Origin of the sequence: Micromonospora pattaloongensis, assembly GCF_900107255.1 — a bacterium.
Taxonomy (GTDB): Bacteria; Actinomycetota; Actinomycetes; order Mycobacteriales; family Micromonosporaceae; genus Micromonospora_I; species Micromonospora_I pattaloongensis.
Genome location: NZ_FNPH01000003.1, coordinates 358,164 through 375,395, shown reverse-complemented (window position 1 = coordinate 375,395; position 17,232 = coordinate 358,164). Strand labels below are relative to the sequence as shown.

Genomic DNA, 17,232 nt, shown 5'->3' with positions numbered 1-17,232 from the left:
GCGTTGCGCTACCTGCCCGGGTAGCGCCCGGTCGCCGCGAGCACGGCGGACGCCACGATGTTGAGCGCGCTCAGCACGACGGCGATCCAACCGAGGGTCGGGGAGCGGCCGCAGCGTTTGGCGTTCTGGATCGACAGCACGCCGAAGATGACCCCGAGGATGCCGCAGCAGAGCATCCCGACCACGATGCCGAGCACTCCCCACAACCGCGTGTGATCATTTCCGGGCGCCGCCGCCGGCGGCGGGAACGGTGCGCTCACCGGGCCTCCCCACCTGCGCGGCTGGCGGACCGTCGGGCCGGGGCGCGCAGCCCAGACGCTAACGCCCGACGCGGATCGAATATCGGAATATCCGCGAAGTGTGATCGCCGATGGTGGTGTCGCGCTCCACGCGTCGCGCCGACGTGCCAAAGTAGGGTCTGATGCCACCCACCACCCCTGACCTGCCGCCGCGGTCCGCCGATCCCCGATCGGACAGCGACCTGCCGCTCGACCTGCTCGGGACCGGCGATCAATGGGTGGAACCGGCGGCCGCGGACCAGCTCGGATCCGTCCGGGACCGCGCGCCGGCGGGGGACCGGCCGGCGGCGCCGCGAATCGAGCCGCGCGCCGACGCGGCGGGCCGCGACCGGTCGGTAGACACGGCATCGGCCCGGGGCCGCGCCGGCGGGGAGCCGCCTCGCCATCCGCGTTCGACCGGCGCTGCGGTGACCCGTCGCCGCGGTCGCGCTCCGCTCGCCGTCGCCGCCGTCGTGGCGGCCTGCTGGGCGGCGCTCGTCACGTACCTGCCCGTCACCCTGGTCCTCTGGTTGACGCAGATCGCCGGGCAGACCGGTGGGCTGACCGGCGCCGCCCGGATCGGGCTCGCGGGCTGGCTCCTCGGTCACGGCGTTCCCCTCGACACCTCCGCCGGCCCGCTGGGCCTGCCGCCGCTGGCGCTCGGCGCGCTCGCCGCCTGGCGGGTCGCGCGGGCCGGCGTGCACGTCACGCGCGCGATCGGCGCGCGGGAGTCGGGCTCCGCGGGCGCCGCGTTCACCGTCGCGGGCGCGGTCGGGCTCGGGTACGGGCTGTTGGGCGCCGTCGTCGCGCTGGTCGCCGGCACCGCCACGACCACGGTCGCGCCGCTGCGCGCCGGGCTCACCCTCGCTGTCTTCGGCGCCGTCGCGGCGTTCGTCGGGGCGGTGCGCACCACCGGAGCGCTCTGGTCGCTGGCCGGTCGCACCGCGGCGCCGCTGCGGCACGGCGTACGTACCGGAGTGGTCGGCGCGCTGCTCGTGCTCGGCGCCGGCGCCGGGGCGGCCGGGCTCGCCGTGGCGACCGGGGGCGGCGACGCCAGCGACATGATCGGCGCCTACCGCACCGGGGTCGCGGGGCAGGCCGGCATCACCGCGATCAGCGTCGGTTACGCGCCGAACGCCGCGATCTGGGCCGCGTCCTATCTGCTCGGTCCGGGGTTCGCCGTGGGCGCCGGGACCGTGGTCAGGACCACCGACGTCACCCTCGGGCCGCTGCCGGCCGTACCGCTGCTGGCCGGCCTGCCGAACGGGCCGACCGGTGGCGTCGGCGCGGTGCTGCTCGCGGTGCCGGTGGTCGCCGGAATAGGGGCGGGCCTGCTGCTCGGCCGGCGCTGGCGGCGGGCGGCCCAGCGCGACGGGACGCCGGTGGAGTGGGGCGGGCTGCTGTCGTCGGCCGTGATCGCCGGTCCGGTCGCCGGTGGCGTGCTCGGGCTCGCCGCGATGGCCTCCGGCGGGCCCCTCGGCGGTGGCCGGATGGCCGAGATCGGTCCCGTTCCGTGGCAGGTGGCCGCGGCCGCGGCCGTGCTCGTCACGGTGGGCGCGCTGGTCGGCGCCGCCGCGAGTCGCGTCTTCGCGGGCTCGTGACACGGCCGGTTCGTCCGACGGCCCGAAACAGCCGGTGGGGCGCTTCCCGGATCGGGAAGCGCCCCACCGTTGTGCCGGTCGATCAGGGGGCGGTGCTGCTGAAGCCCGGCAGGTTGCCGCTGACCGCCAGGATGATGTTGAGCACGAGGAGCAGGGCAGACAGGCCGAACGCGACGTAGGCCAGCGTCGGCTGCTTGCCGGACTTCTTCGCCTCGTTCAGCGACAGCACGGCGAACACCACGCCCAGCGGCAGGCAGCAGAAGGCGAAGACGATGCCGAGGACGCCCCAGAGCGTCGTCTTGTCGTTGCCGGCGGCGGCGGGCGGCGGGGGCGGCGGGTAGGCGGTCACGGATATTCCTCCAGTTTCATACCGTTATCTGACGTGCAGCATGGTTGCCATGCTGATCATGACCCATCGAGGCCGTTCTTAAAACTGGTAAACCCCACCGAGGTTGACCACGATGCCGAGGATGCCGGTGCCGACGCCGATCACCGCGCCGATCACGCCGCAGATCAGACCCGCCTGCGCCTGGCCGCGGTTGCCGGCCAGCCCCTGATCGGCCTTGGTGCGCCCCATCACGCCGAGCACGATGCCGGCGATGCCGAGCGGCAACGCGAAGAAACCGCAGCAGAGCCCCAGCACGATCGAGGTGATGCCGACGATCATGCCGATCAGTCCGAGGTTGTTGTTCTGCTGCGGGACCGGGGCGCCGTACCCCGGCATCGGATAGCCGGGTGCCGGCGGGGCGTACGGGTCGTGCCCCGGGTGGCCGTACATCGGCTGGCCGTGGGCCGGCTGCCCGTACGGCGGCTGCGCCTGGGCGTACGGGTCCTGGTAGGGCGGCGCGGTCGGGTCCGACGGCTGCTGGCCGTAGGGATCCTGTCCGGGATAGCCGGGCTGCATGAAAGTCGCGCTCCTGTGGAGATATCTGCCGAGTTTCGATCGAACGGGCAGTAACGCCCGAGCGCCGGCAGCGTAGCTGCTCCGCGCCAATGCCCGGCTCCATCGAACAGTCGACATGTCCCGGCTGGCCGGTCGTGGGCCGGACGCGGGCGGCGAACGACCGCGTCCGGCCGCCCGGTAGGGTTCTGGCGTGACTGTGCCCCCGCCGGCCGCCCGCATCGTCGTCCTCGTCTCCGGCTCCGGGTCCAACCTCCAGGCGCTGCTCGACGCGGCCGCCGACCCGGCGTACGGGGCCCGCGTGGTCGCCGTCGGCGCCGACCGCGACGGCATCGCGGGGCTGGACCGGGCGCGCGCCGCCGGGGTGCCGACGTTCGTGGACCGGGTGTCCGACTATCCGACGCGTGACGACTGGGACGCGGCGCTCACCGCGCACGTCGCCGAGCACGAACCCGACCTGGTGGTCTCCGCCGGATTCCTGAAGTTGGTGGGCGCGCACTTCCTGGCCGCCTTCGGCGACCGTTACATCAACACCCACAACGCGCTGCTGCCCGCGTTCCCGGGCATCCACGGCCCCCGCGACGCCCTCGCCTACGGGGTGAAGCTCGCCGGGGCCACGCTGTTCTTCGTCGACGCCGGTGTGGACACCGGGCCGATCGTCGCGCAGGTCGCGGTGCCGGTGCTCACCGACGACACCGAGGAAACCCTGACCGAGCGGATCAAGGAAGCCGAGCGCGCGCAGCTCGTCGAGTACGTGGGCCGTCTGGTGCGCGAGGGCTGGACCATTACGGGAAGAAAGGTCTCCATTCCATGAGCTCCCCGCTGTCCGACCGGCGTCCGCTGCGGCGCGCGCTGGTCAGCGTCTACGACAAGACCGGGCTGACCGAGCTGGCGCAGGCGTTGCACGGTGCGGGCGTGGAGATCGTCTCCACGGGGTCCACGGCCGCGACGATCGAGGCGGCCGGGGTGCCGGTGACGCGCGTCGAGGACGTGACCGGCTTCCCGGAGTGTCTGGACGGCCGGGTCAAGACGCTGCACCCGAAGGTGCACGCCGGGTTGCTCGCCGACCTGCGTCAGCCGTCCCACGCCGATCAGCTCGACCAACTCGGCGTCGCCCCCTTCGACCTGCTCGTCTCCAACCTCTACCCGTTCCAGCAGACCGTCGCGTCCGGCGCCGACCTGGACGAGTGCGTGGAGCAGATCGACATCGGTGGGCCGGCGATGGTGCGCGCCGCCGCGAAGAACCACGCCTCGGTCGCGGTGGTGACGTCGGTGTCGGCGTACCCCTTGATCCGGGAGGCGCTCGACGGTGGCGGCTTCACCCTCGCGCAGCGCCGCGCGCTCGCGGCGCGCGCCTTCGCGGACATCGCCGAGTACGACGTGGCGGTGGCGAACTGGTGCGCGACGGTGCTGGACGCGTCCGCGCCCGAGTGGCCCGAGTTCACCGGGATGGCGCTGCGCCGCTTGGCGGTGCTGCGCTACGGCGAGAACCCGCACCAGGACGCCGCGCTCTACGTCGACCCCGCGGCCCCGCCCGGGCTCGCCCAGGCCGAGCAGCTGCACGGCAAGGAGATGTCCTACAACAACTACGTCGACGCGGACGCGGCCTGGCGGGCCGCGAACGACTTCGCCGAGCCGGCGGTGGCGATCATCAAGCACGCCAACCCGTGCGGCATCGCGGTCGGCGCCGACGTGGCCGAGGCGCACCGCAAGGCGCATGCCTGCGACCCGGTCTCCGCGTTCGGCGGCGTGATCGCCCTCAACCGGGAGGTCTCGGTCGAGCTGGCCAAGCAGATCGCCGAGATCTTCACCGAGGTGGTGGTCGCCCCCGGCTACGCCGACGGGGCGGTCGAGGTGCTCGCGGCGAAGAAGAACCTCCGGCTGCTGGTCGCCCCGGCCTGGGGTCCCTGGCCGGCCGAGTTCAAGCAGGTGAGCGGCGGCGTCCTCGTGCAGATGGCGGACCGGGTCGACGCGCCCGGCGACGATCCGGCGAGCTGGCGGCTGGCCGCCGGCGAGCCCGCCTCGGCGGAGACGCTGCGCGACTTGGCCTTCGCGTGGCGCGCGATCCGCTCGGTGAAGAGCAACGCCATCCTGCTCGCGACCGACTCCGCGACCGTCGGGGTGGGGATGGGGCAGGTGAACCGGGTGGACGCCGCGCACCTGGCGGTCTCGCGCGCCGGCGCCGACCGGGCCCGCGGCGCGGTGGCCGCCTCCGACGCGTTCTTCCCGTTCCCGGACGGGCTGCAGGTGCTGATCGACGCCGGCGTCCGCGCCGTGGTCCAGCCCGGCGGCTCGGTCCGCGACGACGAGGTCATCGCCGCCGCCGCAGCGGCCGGCATCACCATGTACCTCACCGCCACCCGCCACTTCTTCCACTGACCCCACCGCTCGCAAGATCCGCGTGATCAGGATGCTCCGCACGCGACGCGCCCGCGACTCGCGGGAGTTGCTCCCTGATCACGCGGATCTTGAGGTGGGGGGCGGGCTACCGGGTGGGGGTGGGGGTGGGGGGCGTGAGACGATCGAGTCCGTGACGGCGACTCTCCTGGACGGTAAGGCCGCCGCGGCGGCGATCAAGGACGACCTGCGCGCGCGGGTGAAGGCGCTCGCCGAGCGGGGCATCGTGCCGGGGCTCGGCACGGTGCTGGTCGGCGAGGATCCGGGCTCGCAGGCGTACGTCAACGGCAAGCACCGGGACTGCGCCGAGGTGGGGATCGCCTCGATCCGGCGGGAGCTGCCCGGCGACGCGACGCAGGAGCAGGTCGAGGCGGTCGTCGCCGAGCTGAACGCCGATCCCGCCTGCCACGGCTACATCGTGCAGCTGCCGCTGCCCCCGCAGATCGACACGCAGCGGATCCTGGAGCTGATCGACCCGGACAAGGACGCGGACGGGCTGCACCCGATCAACCTGGGGCGGCTGGTCCTGGGCTACGACGGCCCGCTGCCCTGCACCCCGCGCGGCATCGTCGACCTGCTGCGCCGCTACGACGTTCCGCTGCGCGGCGCCGAGGTCGCGGTCGTCGGGCGCGGCAACACGGTCGGGCGTCCGCTGGGGCTGCTGCTCACCCGGCGCACCGAGAACGCCACCGTCACCCTCTGCCACACCGGCACGCTCGACCTGGGAACGCACACCCGGGCCGCCGACATCGTGATCGTCGCCGCCGGCGTGCCGGGGCTGCTCACCGCCGACATGGTCAAGCCCGGTGCCGCGGTCGTCGACGTCGGCATCACCCGCGTCGTCGGGGAGGACGGCAAGGGGCGCTACACCGGCGACGTGTCGGCGGAGGTCGCGGAGGTCGCGGGCGCGATCGCGCCGATGCCGGGCGGGGTCGGCCCGATGACGCGGGCGATGCTGCTGACAAATGTCGTGGAGCGCGCGGAACGCGGCTGACGGCGTGGACCGCGCGGAGCGCGGCTGACGGCGTGGACCGCGCGGAGCGCGGCTGACGGCGCGGAGCGCGCGGAACGGTCGACGGAGCGACGGTGATCACCGTCAAACGTGCGGCGGCCCTGACCGGGCCCGCCGTCATCCGGCTGATACCGTCCGGGACGGAACCCCGCCCGGTAACAGGGAGTGAGACGATCATGGGCAAGAAGGTCACTGTCGTAGGCGCCGGCTTCTACGGCTCGACGACCGCGCAGCGCCTGGCCGAATACGACATCTTCGACACGGTCGTGCTTACCGACATTGTCGAGGGCAAGCCCGAGGGCCTCGCGCTGGACATGAACCAGTCGCGGGCGGTCGAGGGCTTCGAGACCAAGGTCGTGGGCGTCACGACCGGCCCGAACGGCGAGGGCTACGAGGCCATCGAGGGCTCGGACATCGTGGTCATCACCGCCGGCCTGCCGCGCAAGCCGGGGATGAGCCGGATGGACCTGCTCGAGGTCAACGCGAAGATCGTGCGTGGGGTCTCCGAGAACGTCGCCAAGTACGCCCCGAACGCCGTCGTGATCGTGGTGTCGAACCCGCTCGACGAGATGACCGCCCTCGCCCAGCTCGCCACGCAGTTCCCGAAGAACCGGGTGCTCGGCCAGGCCGGCATGCTCGACACCGCCCGTTTCACCAACTTCGTCGCCGAGACCCTGGCCGTTCCGGTCGCCTCGGTGAAGACGCTGACCCTGGGCTCGCACGGCGACACCATGGTGCCCGTTCCGTCGCGCTCGAGCGTCGACGGCAAGCCGCTGGCCGAGGTGCTGCCGGCCGACAAGATCGAGGAGCTGGTCGTCCGGACCCGCAACGGTGGCGCCGAGGTCGTGGCGCTGCTGAAGACCGGCTCGGCGTACTACGCCCCGTCCGCGGCCGCCGCCCGGATGGCGAAGGCCGTCGCCGAGGACAGCGGCGCGGTCATGCCGGTCTGCGCGTGGGTCGACGGCGAGTACGGCATCTCCGGCGTCTACCTGGGCGTCGAGGCGGAGATCGGCGCCGAGGGCGTCAAGCGCGTCGTCGAGACCGACCTGACCGAGTCGGAGCTGGCCGCGCTGAAGGAGGCCGCCGAGGCGGTCCGCGCCAAGCAGGCGGACGTCGCCGGCCTCTGACGGCTACCGTTCCACACGCCTGATCGCCGCTCCCCGTCGGGGGAGCGGCGATCACGCTTTCGGCAGGGTGAACGGGTCGCTCAACTGCGGCGTGGGCGTCCAGTTCGGCGCGCCGCAGGGCGATCAGGATGGCGGCACGGACGCGGCGGCGGTGCCGCATCCAGAGATCTTGGCATGCGGGCTGCGTGCCCCCCAGCTGCCTGCAGTACGCTCGTACTGCTTAAGCACCTGTTCCCGAGAGGAGCGCCGGCGGATGGCGAAGATCAAGGTAAACAACCCCGTCGTCGAACTCGACGGCGACGAGATGACGCGGATCATCTGGAAGCAGATCCGCGAGCAGCTGATTCTGCCCTACCTCGACGTCGAGCTCGAGTACTACGACCTGTCGATCCAGTACCGCGACGAGACCGACGACCAGGTCACGGTGGACGCGGCGAACGCCATCAAGCGGCACGGCGTCGGCGTGAAGTGCGCGACCATCACCCCGGACGAGGCCCGGGTGGAGGAGTTCGGCCTCAAGAAGATGTGGCGGTCGCCGAACGGCACGATCCGCAACATCCTCGGCGGCGTCGTCTTCCGCGAGCCGATCATCATGTCCAACGTCCCACGGCTGGTGCCCGGCTGGACCAAGCCGATCATCATTGGCCGGCACGCCCACGGCGACCAGTACAAGGCCACCGACTTCGTGGTCCCCGGCCCCGGCACCGTGACCATCACCTACACCCCGGCCGACGGCGGCGCGCCGATCGAGATGGAGGTCGCCAACTTCCCGGGCGGCGGCGTCTCGATGGGCATGTACAACTTCGACGAGTCGATCCGCGACTTCGCCCGCGCCTCGATGCGCTACGGCCTCGACCGCGGCTACCCGGTCTACCTGTCGACCAAGAACACGATCCTCAAGGCGTACGACGGCCGCTTCAAGGACATCTTCGCCGAGGTCTTCGAGGCGGAGTTCGCCGAGGAGTTCAAGGCCGCCGGCATCACCTACGAGCACCGGCTCATCGACGACATGGTCGCCGCGGCGCTCAAGTGGGAGGGCGGCTTCGTCTGGGCCTGCAAGAACTACGACGGTGACGTGCAGTCCGACACGGTCGCGCAGGGCTTCGGCTCGCTGGGTCTGATGACCTCCGTGCTGATGACGCCGGACGGCCGGACCGTCGAGGCCGAGGCGGCGCACGGCACCGTCACGCGGCACTACCGGCAGTGGCAGAAGGGCGAGAAGACCTCGACCAACCCGATCGCCTCGATCTACGCCTGGACCCGTGGCCTGGCCCACCGCGGCAAGCTCGACGGCACCCCCGCGGTCACCGAGTTCGCCAACACGCTCGAGCAGGTCATCGTCGAGACCGTCGAGGGCGGCCAGATGACCAAGGACCTCGCGCTGCTGATCTCGCGCGACGCTCCGTGGCTGAGCACCGACGAGTTCATGAACGCGCTGGACGAGAACCTGGCCCGCAAGCTCGCGGCCTGACCGTCCACATCCGATGAGGCCCGCCGGCGTGATCGCCGGCGGGCCTCGCCGTTTCCGCAGCCCGGACGGGAGCCGTTTCCGGAGCCGTTTCCGCAGCCCGGACGGGAGCCCGGTGGCGCCGACCTTCGGCGCCCGCGGCGCGGTCGACAACTTCTGACCGTCACCGGTATCCGAGGTCGTCGTTGACCCAGGTGGACGTGGTGTCAATCGCGTTCGCTGGAGACTGACGCCGGTCGCGGTTGCCCCCGAGACCTCGGCGCCGACCGGCCGGTCTTCGGCTGCGGCAGCAGCCTGCCGTCCCTTCCCTGCGGGGGGCCCTGTCCCGGGCCCCCCGCGCCCCGGGCACGTACCCGCCCTAGGCGGGCTGCAGGCGTGGCTCCACCCAACCGCTGTCGATCAGGTGCTGCAGGACGATCTCCACGCCGTCCTCCACGCTGATCTCGCTCGTGTCCAGCACGATGTCCGCGTCGGTCGGCTCCTCGTACGGATCGTCGATGCCGGTCATGCCGCGCAGTTGGCCCGCCCGGGCCTTCGCGTACAGGCCCTTGCGGTCGCGCAGCTCGCAGACCTCCAGGGGCGTCGCCACGTGCACCAGCACGAACCCGCCGCCGGCGGCGTGTGCCATCGCCCGGGCCGCGCCGCGCGCCTTCGCGTACGGCGCGATCGGGCAGGCGATCGCGACCCCGCGGTGCCGGGCGACCTCGGCGGCGACCCAGCCGATCCGGCGTACGTTCAGGTCGCGGTCGGTCTTGCTGAACCCGAGCCCGGCGGTCAGCTCCCGGCGCACCACGTCGCCGTCGAGAAGCGTCACGGTCCGGTCGGTGCTCTCCCGCAGCGCGTCGGCGACCCCGCGCGCGACCGTCGACTTGCCCGAACCGCTGAGCCCGGTGAAGAAGACGACCAGACCGCGGTGCCGCCGCGGCGGTCGCGCCCGCACCAGCTCCTTGGCCACGGCCGGCGGGGTGTGCCACTCCGGCAGCGGGAAGCCGCGGTCGAGTAGATCGTCGATCTCGTCCGCGCGCAGCGCGAGCCGGCGGTTGCGCGGCGGGATGTCGTCGCGCCAGCGCCACTGGCCGTCGCGGTTGTCGTAGGCGAGCTCGCGCGGCACCAGCACCCGGGGCCCGCCGCCGGAGAGCATCTCGCCGGTGGAGAGCAGGTGCGTCACGCCGTACGCCGCGGCGACCCGGGCGCGCAGCAGCGCGTCGCGGATCTCGTCGCCCCGCCGGGTCAGCGGCACCGCGACCAGGGTGGCCGGCGGCATCCGATCGCGCGCCGCGAACACGGCGCGCACCAGCACCTCCGGCGGCAGCCCGTCCGGGCCGAGGTCGGTGACCGGGATCAACACGAGCAGGTGCGCGGCGAGCGTGCGGGCCGCGTGGGCGAGCTGCGCCAACTGCGGGCGGTGCAGCGGCCGGTCGGCGACGATCCCGAGCACCCGGCCGGGCGGCAGCAGCGCGCGGATCTCCTCCGGTGTGCGGCGCAGCCGCTGGAACGGGCCGTGACCGCCGTCGCCGACCCGCCGGACACTGCCGCCCACCCCGGAGAAGCCCTCCCGGGTCGGCCAGACGTCGGCGACGTCCAGCGCCGCGATCGGCGCGCCCTCCGGGTCGGCGAGGATCAGCGCCCGCTGCAGCGGGTTTCCGAGGTCGAAGTCCGCCACCAGTTCGGTCGGGACCTCCAGGGTCACCGGGGCCGGCCAGGGCGTGCCGTCGGCGAGGCGTCCGCGCCGGTTCAGCGCGGCCAGGTCGTCGCGCGTGAGAAAACCGGTGAGCGGCGCGTACGCACCGGTCAGGAGTAACTCCAGGTCGGCCAGCTCGTACGGTCGCGGCGTGTACGCCGGCGCGTCACGCAGCACTTCGTCGGGCAGCACCCACCCGTTGCTCATCACACCCCCAACAGCGGACCGGCACACAGTTTCGCAGCCGAGGAGTCCATCGGTCGAGAGTGGCACGAGGATCGGGTTTTCCGGCGTGAAGTATGACGCGTCTGACCGATCGACTCAGGGTCGGCCATTCGGCGGGATCAGGGGAGGGTCAGGGTCGCGCCTGATCCCGCCGCGAGCCCCGGTTCCCTACGCTGAGGCGCGTGACACTCATCGCGACCCAATCGCTGACAAAGACGTACGGCGGTCGGGTGACCGCGCTGTCGGACCTCACCGTCACCGTCGAGCCGGGCGTCGTCGGGCTGGTCGGCGCGAACGGGGCCGGCAAGTCCACGTTCATCAAGATTCTGCTCGGGCTGCTCGCCCCGACCCGCGGCCGGGCAAGCGTGCTCGGTCTCGACCCGACCACCGACGCCGCCGCGGTGCGGGCCCGGGTCGGCTACATGCCGGAGCACGACTGCCTGCCGCCGGATCTCTCCGCCGCCGAGTTCGTCACCCACCTCGGCCGGATGAGCGGTCTGCCGAAGACCGTGGCCCGGGAGCGCGCCTCCGAGGCGCTGCGGCACGTCGGGCTCTACGAGGAGCGCTACCGGCAGATCGGCGGCTACTCGACCGGCATGAAGCAGCGGGTGAAGCTCGCCCAGGCGCTCGTGCACGACCCCGACCTGCTGCTGCTCGACGAGCCGACCAACGGGCTCGACCCGGCGGGCCGGGACGCCATGCTCGCGCTGATCCAGCGGATCGGCGCCGAGTTCGGCATCTCCGTGGTGGTCTGCTCGCACCTGCTCGGCGAGGTGGAGCGGATCTGTGACGCGCTGGTCGCGATCGATGGCGGCCGGCTGCTCCGCTCCGACCACATCTCCGCGATGACCAGCGCGACCGATGTGCTCGCGGTCGAGGTGAGCGAGGGAATCGACCAGCTCGCCGCCCGGCTGACCGAGCTGGCGCTGCCGGTGCGGCGCGACGGCCGGCTGCTGCTCGTGCCGCTCGCCGACGACCAGACGTACGACTCGATCCTGCGCGCGGTGGCCGAACTGGACCTGCCGCTGCACCGGCTCGACCAGCGGCGGCACCGCGTGGCCGAGCTCTTCGCCCCGAGGGAGACCGCCAGTGTCCACTGAGACGACGACCCCGGCGCCCGCCGGGGTCATCCACGACATCGGGTACCAGCGGTACGCCGGCGCGCGGCTCGGCCGGCGCTACGTCGCCGGCTCCCTCTACGTGCACGGGCTGCGCACCGCGTTCGGGTTCGGGCGCAGCGCCAAGGCGAAGATCTTCCCGTGGCTGATCGTCGCGATCGTCGCCGTGGTCGCCGCCGGGCTCGCCGCGGTCCGGTCCCAGATCGGCCAGGTGGTGCTCACCTACGCGCAGTTCGCCGACGCGATGAGCTGGCTGGTGATCTTCTTTGTTGCCGTGGTCGCCCCCGAGCTGGTCTCGCGCGACCTGCGCAGCGGCGTGCTCCCGCTCTACTTCTCCCGGCCGCTGCGCCGCGCCGACTACGCGCTGGCCAAGCTGGCCGCGTTGGTCACCGCGGCCTGGCTGCTGCTCGGGGCCCCGCAGCTGCTGATGTTCGCGGGTGCGGCGTTCACCACCGACAAGGGGATGGGCGGGGTCTGGGACGAGCTGCTGGACCTGCTGCCCGGCCTGGCGTACGCCGCGATCTGGGCGCTGGTCTTCGCCTCGGTCGCGCTGCTGGTGGCGTCGCTGACCGGCAAGCGGGCGTTCGCGGCCGGCGGGATCGTCGCGGTCTTCCTGATGACCACGCCGATCGTCGGGGTGCTGATGGTGATGCCGTCGACGACCGTCAACCGGCTCGCCGGCCTGGCCTCCCCGTCCAGCCTCGTGCAGGGCGTCGGCGTGTGGCTCTTCGAGGAATGGCTGGTCACCGACACCGCGGCCGGGATCGGCATCGGCCGGTTCGGCCCCGTGTACGGCGCCGCCGCGCTGCTGTTGATCGCCGCCTGCGTCGGGCTGCTGCTGGCCCGCTACCGGAAGGTCGCCTCCGCATGACGACTGTGGACCTGAGCGGGGTCTCCCGCTGGTACGGCAACGTGGTCGCCGTCAACGACATCAGCATGACCCTCGGCCCCGGCGTCACCGGGCTACTCGGCCCCAACGGCGCCGGCAAGACCACGCTGCTGCACATGATGGCCGGCTTTCTCGCCCCGTCCCGGGGCACGGTCACCCTGGACGGCGCGCCCACCTGGCGCAACCCGGACGTCTACCGCCGGCTCGGGCTGGTCAGCGAGCGCGAGGCGGTGCACACCTTCCTCACCGCGTACGAGTTCGTGCTGGCCAGTGCCCGGCTGCACCGGCTGCCCGACCCGGAGGACGCGGCGCGCCGCGCCATCGAGCTGGTCGAGATGGCGCCGGCGCAGGACCGCCGGATCGGCACGTACTCCAAGGGGATGCGGCAGCGCACCCGCGTCGCCGCCGCACTGGTGCACGACCCGCAGGTGCTGCTGCTCGACGAGCCGTTCAACGGCATGGACCCGCGGCAGCGGCTGCACATGATGGAGCTGCTGCACCGGCTCGGCGACGCAGGGCGCACCATCCTGTTCAGCTCCCACATCCTCGAAGAGGTAGAGCAGGTCTCCGGCACCGTCCAGGTGATCGTCGCCGGCCGGCTCGCCGCCTCCGGCGACTTCCGGACCATCCGGCGGCTGATGACCAACCGCCCGCACGTCTTCGCCGTGCATTCGAGCGACGACCGGCGGCTCGCCGTGGCGCTGATGGCGGAGCCGTCCGTGACCGGTGTGGAGATCGACCGGACCGGGCTGACCGTCCGCGCCGGCGACTACGGCAGCTTCACCCGGGCGCTGCCCAAGGTCGCTCTCGCCTCGGGCATCCGGGTCCGCCGGCTGCTGCCCTCGGACGAGTCCCTGGAGAGTGTGTTCTCCTACCTGGTGGAGGCGTGATGTCGACGATTTCCTGGCTGACCGCCCGCGGGCTCTTCGGCCGCCGCCGGTTCCTGTTGCTGCTCCCGCTGCCGCTGCTCGTCGTCGGGCTGGCCGTGCTCGCCCGCTGGGCCGGCGTGTCGCCGACGCACTGGGGCGGGCCGGTGCTCGTCGGCCTCGGCCTCGCCGTCGTGTTGCCGGTGGTCGCCCTGATCGTCGGGACCGGCGTGCTCGGCTCCGAGATCGACGACGGCACGATCGTGCACATCCTCACGAAGCCGCTGCCCCGCTGGCAGATCGTGCTGCCGAAGCTCGCGGTCGCGATCGGGGTCACCGCGGTCACCGTCGCGATCCCGCTCTACGTCGCCGGGGTGCTCGCGCACTCCGTACGGCTCGGGCTGGCGCTCGCCGCGGCCAGCGCGGTGGGCGCGGTCGCGTACTCGGCGCTCTTCCTGGCGCTCAGCCTGGTGACCCGGCGGCCGGTGCTGCTCGGCCTGGTCTACGTGCTGATCTGGGAGGGCCTGCTCGGCAACTACGTGTCGGGGACCAAGGTCCTCTCGGTCCAGCAGTACGTGGTGACGATCGCCGACAGGATCGCCCCGACGTCCATGCTCAGCGCCGAGGTCTCGGTCCCGGTCTCGATCGTGATGACCGTGCTCATCGCGGCAGGCTTCACCGCCCTGGCCATCACCCGCCTCCGCACCTTCAGCATGGCCGGCGAAACCAGCTGACCAAGATCCGCGTGATCAGGGAGTACGTCCGGCGTGTCGCCGGCGTGCCGCGCGAAACCGTCCTGATCACGCGGATCTTGCAATCCGGCTACTCCCTGATCACGCGGATCATGGGGGTCAGCCGGTGTTGCGCATGCCGGCGGCGATGCCGTTGACGGTGGTGAGGAGGGCCCGCTCCAGGGCGGTGCCGTCGCTGGGGGCGCGGCGCCCGCCCGGCGCCGTGGCGACCGCCCGGCCGGCCAGGCCCAGGTCGCGGTACTGGCGCAGCAGGGCGACCTGGAGGTGGTGCAGGGGCTCCAGGTAGGTGTCCCGGACGGCGAGGGTGCGCTGCAGGACCGCGTTGTTCTCCAGCAGGCCGGTCTCACCCGTGATCGCCAGCATCTCCCGCACCGTGCGCACGTACTCCTCCTCGATCGTCGTGAAGATCGGCTGGAGCGGCTCGGGGACCAGCGTCTCGACGTAGCGCCGCGCGATGCTCAGATCGGTCTTGGTCAGCATCATCTCGACGTTCGACAGGAACGTCCGGAAGAAGTGCCAGCGGCCGTGCATCTCGGCCAGCACGTCCGACAGCCCCGCCTCGCGCGCGGCCGCCAGCCCGGAGCCGACCCCGAACCAACCCGGCACGATCTGCCGCGACTGCGTCCAGCCGAACACCCACGGGATCGCCCGCAGCCCGCCCAGCCCCGCGCCGGTGTTCGGGCGCTTCGCGGGCCGGGACCCGATGTTGAGCGCGCCGAGCAGCTCCGTGGGGGTGGAGGCCCAGAAGTACTCGGGCAGATCCGGGTCCTCGACCAGCGAGCGGTAGGACCGGAACGCGGCGTCGGAGACGACGTCCATCGCCGAGTCCCAGCGCTCCAACATCTCCTCGGGCTGGCGCGGGGCGGTGTGCAGCAGCGTCGACTGCAGCACCGCGGCCACGGTCAGCTCCAGGTTCTCCCGGGCCAGGGCGGGGATCGTGTACTTGTCGGAGATGACCTCGCCCTGCTCGGTCACCTTGATCGCGCCGTCCAGGGTGCCGTACGGCTGGGCCAGGATCGCCTCGTGCGTCGGCCCGCCGCCCCGGCCCACCGTGCCGCCGCGGCCGTGGAAGAGCCGCAGCCGTACGCCGTGCCGCGCCGCCACGTCCCGCAGCGAACGCTGCGCCCGGTGGATCGACCACTGCGAGGTCGTGATGCCCGCCTCCTTGTTGGAGTCGGAGTAGCCCAGCATCACCTCCTGCACGTCCCCGCGGGCCGCCACGATCGCCCGGTACGCGGGCAGCGACAGCAGCTCGTCGAGGAGTTCGCCGCCGGCGTTGAGTTCGGCCGGGGTCTCCAGCAGCGGCACGAAGCCGATCCGGGCGCGACCGCTCTGCACGTCGATCAGCCCGGCCTCGCGGGCCAGCACCGCGGCGGCCAGCACGTCGTCGACGCCGAGCGTCATCGAGATGATGTACGACTCGATCACCTCGGGTCCGAAGCGCTCCTGCGCCTCCCGGATCGTGCCGAACACGTCGAACGTCTTACGGGCCGTGTCGGTCAGCGGGGTGTCGAGGCGGGCGAGCGGCCGACGCCCGGACAGCTCCTGGGAGAGCAGCTTGACCCGGTCCGGCCGGGACAGCGACGCGTACTCCTCGACCTCGCCGATCCGCTCGTAGAGCTGCGCCAGCACCGCGTGGTGCGCCTCGGCGTGCTCGCGGACGTCCAGCGTCGCCAGGTGCAGCCCGAACGCGGAGACCGTGCGGATCGCGGAGGCGAGCTTGCCGACCGCGGTGAGCTGCCCGGAGTTGCGGGCCAGCGACGCGCGCATCAGCTCCAGGTCGGCGAGGAGCTCCGCGGAGCCCCGGTAGTCGCGGCCCGGTACGTGCGCGGTGCCGTCGGCCAGCCGCTTGCGGGTGTTGGCGAGCTTCGCCTTCACGCACCGCGCCTTGAGCCGGTACGGCTCCTCCGCGTTGACCCGGCGGAACCGCGGCGCCACCTCGGGCAGCGCGTCGAGGTCCTTGGCCAGGCTGGCGGACAGGTCCAGAGACACCCCGCGCAGCCGGCGCGACACCGAGACCTCCTGGATCAGCGCGTCCATCGCCGCCTCGGTGGCCTGGATGCCGTGCTCGTGCTGGATCAGCAGCACGTCGCGGGTCACCGCCGGGGTGACGAACGGGTTGCCGTCCCGGTCGCCGCCGATCCAGCTGCCGAAGGTCAGCGGCCGGGCGGTCGGGGAGGTCTCCACCCCGAGCGAGCGCAGCGTCTCCGCGAGGTCGTCCATCACCTGCGGCGCCGCGTCGGCGTACAGGTCGCGCAGGTAGTAGACCGCGTTGCGCGCCTCGTCCGTCGGGTCGGGCCGGTCCAGCCGCAGCTCGTCGGTCTGCCAGAGCAGGTCCAGCAGCTCGGCCAGGCGCCGGTCCGTCGGGCCGGTGTCGGTCGCGCCGTACAGCGTCGAGTTCGCCATCTCCAGGTCGAGCTCGTCGGCCACGGCCCGCAGCTTCGACAGGATCGACCGCCGCGCGGCCTCGGTGGGGTGCGCGGTGAAGACCGGGCGTACGGCGAGCCGCCGGGCCGCCGCGGCGATCTCGTCGGCCGGCACCCCCCGCTCGGCGATCAGCTTCGCCGCCTGGTCCAGCCAGCCACCCTGGGTGGCCCGCTGCCGGCGCAGGTCACGGGCGCGGTGCACCTGCTCGGTGATGTTCGCCAGGTGGAAGTAGGTGGAGAAGGCGCGGGCGAGCTTGGTGCCGGTGGTGACGTCCAGCGCGCCGAGTCGGGCGGCGGCGGTCTCGGCGTCCGAGCGGACCAGCGCGCGTACCTCCTCGACCAGGTCGAGCAGCGGGCGGCCCTCCTGGCGGGCGAGGGTCTGCCCGAGCAGAGTGCCGAGCCGGCGGATGTCGGCGCGCAGCGCGGCGTCCGGGCCTTCGTGGTCGGACAGGTCAGTCACCTGACGCTCCTTACCTTGAGTACGGAGGACG

General features: G+C 72.7%; 15 protein-coding genes. 10 read left to right on the top strand and 5 right to left on the bottom strand.

The genetic code is table 11. The features are described 5' to 3' along the window. Window positions 1-8: 8 nt before the first annotated feature. Window positions 9-260, bottom strand: a complete 252-nt coding sequence (locus BLW47_RS11140; protein WP_091555262.1) for a hypothetical protein — start codon at window positions 258-260, stop codon at window positions 9-11. 161 nt (window positions 261-421) lie between these two features. Here BLW47_RS11140 and BLW47_RS11135 point away from each other — a divergent pair, with 161 nt between their 5' ends. Further along, entirely contained in the window at window positions 422-1,879 is a 1,458-nt protein-coding gene (locus BLW47_RS11135; protein ID WP_245736577.1) for a cell division protein PerM, read from the top strand. An 82-nt stretch (window positions 1,880-1,961) separates the two neighbouring features. Here BLW47_RS11135 and BLW47_RS11130 read toward each other — a convergent pair whose 3' ends face one another. Together BLW47_RS11130 and BLW47_RS11125 are read right to left on the bottom strand one after the other, a co-directional pair. Then, window positions 1,962-2,228 carry a hypothetical protein gene (locus tag BLW47_RS11130; RefSeq protein ID WP_091555260.1) on the bottom strand — a complete coding sequence of 89 codons (267 nt, stop codon included), beginning with the start codon at window positions 2,226-2,228 and terminating at the stop codon, window positions 1,962-1,964. Between the two features lie 78 nt (window positions 2,229-2,306). Continuing rightward, entirely contained in the window at window positions 2,307-2,783 is a 477-nt protein-coding gene (locus BLW47_RS11125; protein ID WP_091555258.1) for a DUF4190 domain-containing protein, read from the bottom strand. Window positions 2,784-2,979: 196 nt separating this feature from the next. On the opposite strand from BLW47_RS11125, the gene purN reads away from it, so the two are divergent. From purN to BLW47_RS11100, 5 genes are all read left to right on the top strand, one after another. After that, window positions 2,980-3,594 (top strand): phosphoribosylglycinamide formyltransferase, encoded by a 615-nt coding sequence (purN, locus tag BLW47_RS11120; RefSeq protein WP_091555256.1) that lies wholly within the window; start codon window positions 2,980-2,982, stop codon window positions 3,592-3,594. Beyond that, window positions 3,591-5,159: a bifunctional phosphoribosylaminoimidazolecarboxamide formyltransferase/IMP cyclohydrolase gene (gene purH, locus BLW47_RS11115; protein WP_091555254.1), complete on the top strand. Its 1,569-nt coding sequence runs from the start codon at window positions 3,591-3,593 to the stop codon at window positions 5,157-5,159. Before purN ends, purH begins: the two co-directional genes overlap by 4 nt. A 151-nt stretch (window positions 5,160-5,310) precedes the next feature. Further along, window positions 5,311-6,171, top strand: coding sequence for a bifunctional methylenetetrahydrofolate dehydrogenase/methenyltetrahydrofolate cyclohydrolase (locus BLW47_RS11110; protein WP_091555251.1), 861 nt, complete (start codon window positions 5,311-5,313; stop codon window positions 6,169-6,171). A gap of 194 nt (window positions 6,172-6,365) precedes the next feature. Next, window positions 6,366-7,316, top strand: coding sequence for a malate dehydrogenase (gene mdh, locus BLW47_RS11105; protein WP_091555249.1), 951 nt, complete (start codon window positions 6,366-6,368; stop codon window positions 7,314-7,316). Between the two features lie 253 nt (window positions 7,317-7,569). Further along, window positions 7,570-8,787, top strand: coding sequence for an NADP-dependent isocitrate dehydrogenase (locus BLW47_RS11100; RefSeq protein ID WP_091555246.1), 1,218 nt, complete (start codon window positions 7,570-7,572; stop codon window positions 8,785-8,787). 355 nt (window positions 8,788-9,142) lie between these two features. Here the strand turns inward: BLW47_RS11100 and cysC are convergent, their stop codons facing one another. Beyond that, a complete protein-coding gene (gene cysC / locus BLW47_RS11095; protein WP_091555244.1) occupies window positions 9,143-10,672 on the bottom strand; it encodes an adenylyl-sulfate kinase in 1,530 nt (509 codons plus the stop codon). A 200-nt stretch (window positions 10,673-10,872) separates the two neighbouring features. On the opposite strand from cysC, the gene BLW47_RS11090 reads away from it, so the two are divergent. The 4 genes from BLW47_RS11090 to BLW47_RS11075 are packed head-to-tail and all read left to right on the top strand — an operon-like array spanning window position 10,873 to window position 14,297. Further along, window positions 10,873-11,790: an ABC transporter ATP-binding protein gene (locus BLW47_RS11090; RefSeq protein WP_091555242.1), complete on the top strand. Its 918-nt coding sequence runs from the start codon at window positions 10,873-10,875 to the stop codon at window positions 11,788-11,790. Further along, window positions 11,780-12,679 (top strand): ABC transporter permease, encoded by a 900-nt coding sequence (locus tag BLW47_RS11085; protein ID WP_091555240.1) that lies wholly within the window; start codon window positions 11,780-11,782, stop codon window positions 12,677-12,679. The genes BLW47_RS11090 and BLW47_RS11085 overlap by 11 nt, the downstream gene beginning before the upstream one ends. Then, window positions 12,676-13,587, top strand: a complete 912-nt coding sequence (locus BLW47_RS11080) for an ABC transporter ATP-binding protein (protein ID WP_091555238.1) — start codon at window positions 12,676-12,678, stop codon at window positions 13,585-13,587. Before BLW47_RS11085 ends, BLW47_RS11080 begins: the two co-directional genes overlap by 4 nt. After that, window positions 13,587-14,297, top strand: coding sequence for an ABC transporter permease (locus BLW47_RS11075; RefSeq protein WP_091555236.1), 711 nt, complete (start codon window positions 13,587-13,589; stop codon window positions 14,295-14,297). Before BLW47_RS11080 ends, BLW47_RS11075 begins: the two co-directional genes overlap by 1 nt. Before the next feature lie 117 nt (window positions 14,298-14,414). Here the strand turns inward: BLW47_RS11075 and ppc are convergent, their stop codons facing one another. Further along, window positions 14,415-17,201, bottom strand: a complete 2,787-nt coding sequence (gene ppc / locus BLW47_RS11070; protein WP_091555234.1) for a phosphoenolpyruvate carboxylase — start codon at window positions 17,199-17,201, stop codon at window positions 14,415-14,417. Between the last annotated feature and the right edge of the window lie 31 nt (window positions 17,202-17,232).